We start from the raw sequence: 6,830 nt of genomic DNA, 5'->3' as shown, positions 1-6,830 counted from the left end.
TTTGAAATAAATAGATATGTCTGAGCAGAATTTAAAAAGTTTTTGCCCAGCCTCTTTATGGTTAAAAAAAACGTCAAATGTTATTTCTCCTTTGACCACAATTGATACAATCAATGATTATAAACTTGCACCGTTGGTTGCGATAACTTCTTTATACCAGTCAAATGATTTTTTCTTGGTACGTTTTAGGGTTCCGTTACCTTGGTTATCACGGTCTACATAGATAAAGCCATATCGTTTTTTCATTTCACCGGTTCCAGCTGAAACTAAATCGATACATCCCCATGTGGTGTAACCTAATAATGGGACGCCGTCTTCATTAATCGCATCACGCATTGCTTGGATATGTGCTTTTAAGTATTCAATACGGTAGTCATCTTCTACATAACCATTTTCATCTGGTGTGTCAACCGCACCTAATCCATTTTCGACGATAAACAATGGTTTTTGATAACGATCCCAGATAGCGTTCATCGTAATACGTAAACCTAATGGGTCAATTTGCCAGCCCCATTCAGATGCATCTAAATAAGGATTCTTAAGTGACTCAAAAATATTTCCGGCTGTTTTTTCTTTAACTGCGGGGTCACCAGAAGCTACACGGCTTGAATAATAAGAGAATGAAATAAAGTCAACGGTATGCTCTTTTAATAAAGCTAAGTCTTCTTCCGTCATTTCAACCTTGATGTTTTCACGTTCAAATTTTTTCAATGCATAGTTTGGATATTCACCACGTGCTTGAACATCAATAAAGAAGTAGTTTTCACGGTCTTCTTTCATTGCTTCCCAATAATCTCTTGGATGAGCGGTATTAGGATAATATTGTCCAGCTGCTAACATACAGCCCACTTTGTTTTCTGGATCAATTTCATGTGCGATTTGTGTTGCGCGTGCGCTAGCAACTAACTCATGATGAGCTGCTTGGTATTTCACTTGCTCTTTATCTTCACCTGGTTCAAAGTATAATCCAGCGCCCATGAATGGTGCGTGTAAGATCATATTAATTTCATTAAAGGTTAACCAATATTTTACTAATCCTTTATAACGAGTAAATAAGGTACGACATAAGCGTTCGTAGAAAGTTAACATTTTGCGGTTACGCCATCCACCATATTTTTCAATTAAATGCATTGGGCAGTCAAAGTGAGTAATTGTCACTAATGGTTCGATGCCGTGTTTATGACATTCTTTGAATAAATCTTCATAGAATTGTAATCCTTTTTCATTTGGTTCTTCTTCATCACCATTCGGGAAAATACGTGTCCATGCGATGGATAAACGATAGGTTTTAAAGCCCATTTCACCAAATAAAGCTATATCTTCTTTGAAGCGGTGATACATATCGATTGATTCTTTTGCTGGATAGAAATACCCCTCTTCAAAATCAAACATTTTCTTTTCACCGGTAATAATTGGAAAACGATCTTCACCAATTGGTACGACGTCAACGTTTGCTAGTCCACGTCCGTCGACATTATAAGCACCTTCACATTGGTTAGCGGCTGTTGCGCCACCCCATAAAAATCCTTCAGGAAATGTTTTAATTTCTGACATTTTTCTCCTCCTCTGATATTCGATAATTCTTTTCTGCAATGGGGTCAATAATCTGAACGATATCAAATTGCCCATTGTCATAAGTGTATTCATAAATGCCACAATTTGGCATAATCGGTACTGGCTCTTTTAGTAAATCTAGTAAGAGATACAGCACCCACATGGCCCCGCCATGAGACACCATTAAAATATTGTCACCTTCAACTTTTTCTAATGTATTGGTGATGCTTTCCTTCATACGTCTTGCTACTTCATCTGCCGATTCACCGCTATAAGCGACAAAATAATCACCATAGCTTTTAGCACCAGGTTGACGTTTGGGATTTAAGAATTCCGGTTGAGCTTCGAATTCACCAAAATTCCACTCTTTAAGGCCTTTTAAGCGTGTGTAAGTTTGCCCACTAGGTAAAATCAGCTCCAAAGTATCACTGGCTCTTTCTTGTGTTGACGAGAAAGCAGCATCAAATTGAATCTGACGCTCGTCAAAATATTGTTTAGCAGCTAAAGCTTATTGAATGCCTAATTCAGTTAAGGGCGAGTCACAAGCTCCTTGTATTCGTTTTTGTAAATTAAATAAAGTTTGACCATGGCGCATTAAAAATAATCTTTTCATTAGCCACCATCCTTTGTATTAAATTAAACCAAAATGTTTAAATGCGTTATAAATACCATCATCATCCACTGCATCGGTAATGTAATCAGCCATTGCTTTAATTTCATCGCCACCAGAGTCCACAGCCACTCCTACAGCACAATAGTCTAGCATCGGAATATCGATTTTAGCGTCACCGAAAGCAAAGGTATCTTCACGCTTCATATTTAAATGTTCTAATAATAAATCAATAGCTTTTGCTTTATCATTTTGTGCAACTCCGATATCGCCGAACAGGGCTTTTTCACCTGCTCCACCCCAAGTGCCTACTTTAAGATGACTAAATTTTGCTTTAGCATCTAAATAGTTTTGGTAAGAATCTAAGATAAATGACACTTTATTTAAATCATTACGATATAAATCTGCTCCATAAATCATATTTGGAAACGCAGAATCAACGGTCGTTTGCTCAGCATTCTCTTGTCCTTTATAACGTGTGTACTCAATCATAACGGGAGTACCTCGCTCTACAAAGTTCTCTGAGGCATATAATCCTGAATTTGATTCTAGATAAAATTCTAATCCTTGTTCATGTAACCAATCGACAATTGCTTTCGCATCATCAAAATCGACGACTTGTTCAAAGAGAACTTGGTCTCCAACTTCAATATAGGATCCATTACCGCCAATATAGCCATCAAACCCAATATCTATAATCTCATCATACATTTCCGCCTTAGAACGCCCAGTCACCGTAAAAACTAGGTGACCATTCGCTCTTGCTTGACGGATGGCTTCAATCGTTGAAGCTGGAATTTGGTTTGAATAATTGGTAATGGTCCCGTCTACATCCAGGAAGATTACTTTTTTATTCATCTTATTGCTCCTCAAATAATTTTTCACCATTGGTAGCAATCACTTCTTTATACCAATCAAATGATTTTTTCTTATAACGTGCTAGTGTACCTGTTCCATCATCATGACGGTCTACATAAATAAAGCCATAACGTTTACTCATTTCGGCAGTTGAAGCTGAAACTAAGTCAATACATCCCCAAGTCGTATACCCCATTACTTCAACACCATCTTTTACTGCTTCACCAACTTGTACTAAGTGTTTTTGTAAATAATCGATACGATAATCGTCTTCCACCGTTGGGCCATTCGGACCTTCTACTAACTCATCTTTTGCGCCCAATCCATTTTCAACAATAAATAATGGCAATTGATAACGATCGTAGAAATCATTTAACACTAAACGTAAACCTACTGGATCAATTTGCCATCCCCATTCAGAAGCTTCTAAATAAGGATTGGTAATACCCCCCATAATATTTCCTTTACCAGACGTATATTCTTCAGGATTATGTGCTTGAGCCACACTCATATAATAAGAGAATGAAATAAAATCAACCGTATGGTTTAATAATAATTCTTCGTCTCCATCAGCAAATTGAATTTCAATATTATTATCTTTGAAATAACGTTTGATATAATTTGGATATTTTCCACGTACGTGAATATCAGAGAATAGATAATTTTGATTTTCAAATTGACGAACAGCCAATTGATCTAATGGATGAGAGGTCATTGGGTAAGCTGGCATTGCTAATACCATACAACCCACTTTCATCTCTGGATTGATTTCATGCGCAATTTTAGTTGCTAAAGCAGATGCTACTAACTCATGATGAACCGCTTGATATAAATCTTGTTGAGATAATTCTTCAGGTGGTGTCACAATCCCCCCGCTCATAAATGGTGCATGTAAGACTGAGTTTACTTCATTAAAGGTTAACCAGTATTTTACACGATGTTGGAAACGTTCAAACACTGTGCTAACATAGCGTTCATAAAATGAGATTAAATCACGGTTAGCCCAGCCATTATATTCACGTGCTAAATGTAAAGGTGTTTCATAATGTGATAAAGTCACTAATGGTTCAATACCATATTTTTCTAATTCATCGAATACACGATCATAAAAAGCCAATCCTGCTTCATTTGGTTCTAATTCATCCCCTTTAGGGAAGATACGGCTCCAAGCAATGGATAAGCGGAAAACTTTAAAGCCCATTTCAGCAAATAAGGCAATATCCTCTTTGTAACGGTGGTAGAAGTCAATTCCTTTTAACTTTAAGTTATCCTCTGTTGGTTCTTCAGTAATCGGACCAAACCCACCTTGTGGTGTGACATCTTGGACACTTAAGCCTTTTCCATCCTCACTATAAGCACCTTCAAATTGGTTAGCTGCGGTTGCGCCACCCCATAAAAATCCTTTAGGAAAAACTGTCATTACTTATACCCCTTTTCATTTTTTGTTTTCTAACAATATTGTAGCGAACTCCGTTTTGACTTTTCAATTAAAGTCTCCCTTCATTCGCTACATTTACTACCATATTCAATTACTTAAGCGAATTAAATGATGGCATCGATTAAGTAGTCGCCTGCTGTTACTTCAGCTTCTTGAGTTGAAATTACATCCGTATAGTTATTCGTGTTGGTAATAATAACCGGTGTAATGATTGGTAAACCAGCTGCTTCAATAGTTGGAATATCAAAGTCAATTAATTTTTGTCCTGCTTGAACACGGTCATTATTTTGTACATGCGCACGGAAACCTTTACCGTCTAATTGAACAGTATCCATTCCGACATGGATTAAGATTTCTGCTCCTGAATCTGAAGTAATCCCTACGGCATGTCCTGTTGGGAAAATAGTGGTCACAACCCCATTGACTGGTGAAACAACTTCACCTTTATTAGGTAAAATCGCAATCCCTTTCCCCATTGCTTCACTGGCAAATACTTGATCTGGTACATCTTTTAATGCAACTACTTGTCCTGATAATGGTGCCGCGATAATTTCTTGTTTTAATTGTAAAGCCGTTGGCGTCGCTGTTTCTTCAGTTGTTGTCGCTTCGGTAGTTGCTGCGTCTGCTTTACTGCCACCAAAGATTTCTGTTACACCAAAGAAGTATGTTAAAATAAATGATACGACAATCGCAATCGCGGTACCAATTAACATATGAATAACACCAGAGAAATCACCATTTTGTGGGTTTACATATGAAGGGTACGCAAAGATTCCTAAACCACCCATTTGATACATCGTCGCTTCAGCCCAACCAATATAGGCACCTTGAACAGCACCGGCGATACAAGAAATAATAAATGGTTTACGCATCGGTAAAGTTAAACCATAAATGGCTGGTTCTGTCACCCCAAATAGTGAAGAAACAAATGCTGGACCTGCTAATTGTTTTACTTTGTCCTCTTTGGTTTTCATCATAATCGCCCCAATAGCACCTGTTTGGGTAAAGTTAGGTAATACAGCTGGTGAGAAGAAAGCTGTAAATCCTTGTACTGCAAGTTGATTAATTACCATTGGTACAATCGCCCAGTGCATACCGAACATAACCAATACTTGCCAGGCACCACCTAATACAGCACCAAATAAAATTGGACTAAATCCATATAATGAATTAAACGCTACTGATAATAAATCCGATAATATATTTGAAACGGGACCTACGACAATGAAGGTTAATGGAACAGAAACTAATAGAGTCAATAATGGGATTCCGAATAATTTCATCACAGTTGGCATCCATGATTTTGCCCATTTTTCAACTTTAGACGCTACCCATATCGCTAAAATAATCGGAATAACCGTTTGATAATAACTCCCCGCTTGTGGTAATGCGAATGGAATACCTAAGAATTTGATTCCTTCAACAATTTGTTCACCAATTCCTGGATATAATAATGCTCCTGTTACACCTAAAGCAGTAAATTGATTCATTTTAAATTTACCTGCTGCCGTAATTGCTAAAGCAAATGGTAGGTATTGGAAAAAGGCATCTCCGGCTGCATTTAATAAGACATATAAACCAGATGCTGTGATATTTTCACCACCAACAGCAGCTAAAATCGCCACAACCCCTTTTAAAATACCGGCAGCTGCTAACGCACCTAAGAACGGTTGGAATAAACCTGACATTAAGTCAACGAAACGGTCGAATAAATTACCATTTGCAACATCGTCGCCTTCATCAACATCCACTGATCCTACACCAGCAACGCCTTGTTTTAACACCGCTTCATAAACATCTGGCACATGGTTACCAATAACGACTTGGTATTGTCCACCGGCTTGAACAACCGTTACGACACCATCACGTTTTTTTAAGTATTCTGTATCTGCCTTACCTTCATCTTTCAATTGGAAACGTAATCTTGTGATACAGTGTCTAACACTTTTAACGTTTTCCTTCCCCCCGACATGCTCAACGATGTCTTTGGCTAAATCTGTATAATCTGCCATTTTCCTTACCTCTTTCTATTTTTTTATTTTTATAATTTTACTACCTAAGAATGAAAAAAACCTAGATAGATAATCTAAACCATTCTAGCATCTGAAAAAGTCGATAGTCCGGCTATCAACATTCTCCAAACAAGAATAACTTAGATTATCCACCTAGGTTTCGCCTGCATTACCAGTCACGATCCTATTCATGTGAATTCTTCTGTTGTTATATTTGACTTTGAGTAATTGAACGTTGGATATGAATCGCTAAATATACTTGCTCATCTTGATTGATGGTAAATTGATGAACTCTTTCAGTATATTCTTTAATTTTCTCCGTACATTCAAAAGCTTTAGGATAAGACGCTTTTACTTG

Annotated in this window: 5 protein-coding genes and 1 pseudogene; all 6 read right to left on the bottom strand. The window is 37.4% G+C overall.

Annotation, left to right across the window (positions count from 1 at the left end; genetic code table 11):
• Positions 1-117: 117 nt before the first annotated feature.
• Positions 118-1,554, bottom strand: coding sequence for a 6-phospho-beta-glucosidase (locus GSA01S_RS08800; RefSeq protein WP_066126728.1), 1,437 nt, complete (start codon positions 1,552-1,554; stop codon positions 118-120).
• Positions 1,541-2,167, bottom strand: a pseudogene (locus GSA01S_RS08795) (histidine phosphatase family protein). Before GSA01S_RS08795 ends, GSA01S_RS08800 begins: the two are co-directional and overlap by 14 nt.
• A gap of 18 nt (positions 2,168-2,185) precedes the next feature.
• Entirely contained in the window at positions 2,186-3,022 is an 837-nt protein-coding gene (locus GSA01S_RS08790) for a Cof-type HAD-IIB family hydrolase (RefSeq protein ID WP_066126727.1), read from the bottom strand.
• A gap of 1 nt (position 3,023) precedes the next feature.
• Positions 3,024-4,442, bottom strand: a complete 1,419-nt coding sequence (locus GSA01S_RS08785) for a glycoside hydrolase family 1 protein (RefSeq protein ID WP_066126725.1) — start codon at positions 4,440-4,442, stop codon at positions 3,024-3,026.
• A gap of 122 nt (positions 4,443-4,564) precedes the next feature.
• Complete coding sequence (locus GSA01S_RS08780; protein ID WP_066126724.1) at positions 4,565-6,472, bottom strand: beta-glucoside-specific PTS transporter subunit IIABC; 1,908 nt, start codon at positions 6,470-6,472, stop codon at positions 4,565-4,567.
• Between the two features lie 208 nt (positions 6,473-6,680).
• On the bottom strand, positions 6,681-6,830 hold a 150-nt coding region (locus GSA01S_RS10585), incomplete at its 5' end, for a PRD domain-containing protein (protein ID WP_157064812.1).

The sequence above is a fragment of the Globicatella sanguinis NBRC 15551 genome (assembly GCF_001552295.1).
GTDB lineage: Bacteria > Bacillota > Bacilli > Lactobacillales > Aerococcaceae > Globicatella > Globicatella sanguinis.
This window is presented reverse-complemented; position numbering and strand designations above follow the sequence as displayed.

What these genes read in the sequence shown, in the direction of transcription:
- GSA01S_RS08800 (WP_066126728.1), bottom strand. Translation starts at nt 1,554, where the DNA reads ATGTCAGAAATTAAAACATTTCCTGAAGGATTTTTATGGGGTGGCGCA.
- GSA01S_RS08790 (WP_066126727.1), bottom strand. Translation starts at nt 3,022, where the DNA reads ATGAATAAAAAAGTAATCTTCCTGGATGTAGACGGGACCATTACCAAT.
- GSA01S_RS08785 (WP_066126725.1), bottom strand. Translation starts at nt 4,442, where the DNA reads ATGACAGTTTTTCCTAAAGGATTTTTATGGGGTGGCGCAACCGCAGCT.
- GSA01S_RS08780 (WP_066126724.1), bottom strand. Translation starts at nt 6,472, where the DNA reads ATGGCAGATTATACAGATTTAGCCAAAGACATCGTTGAGCATGTCGGG.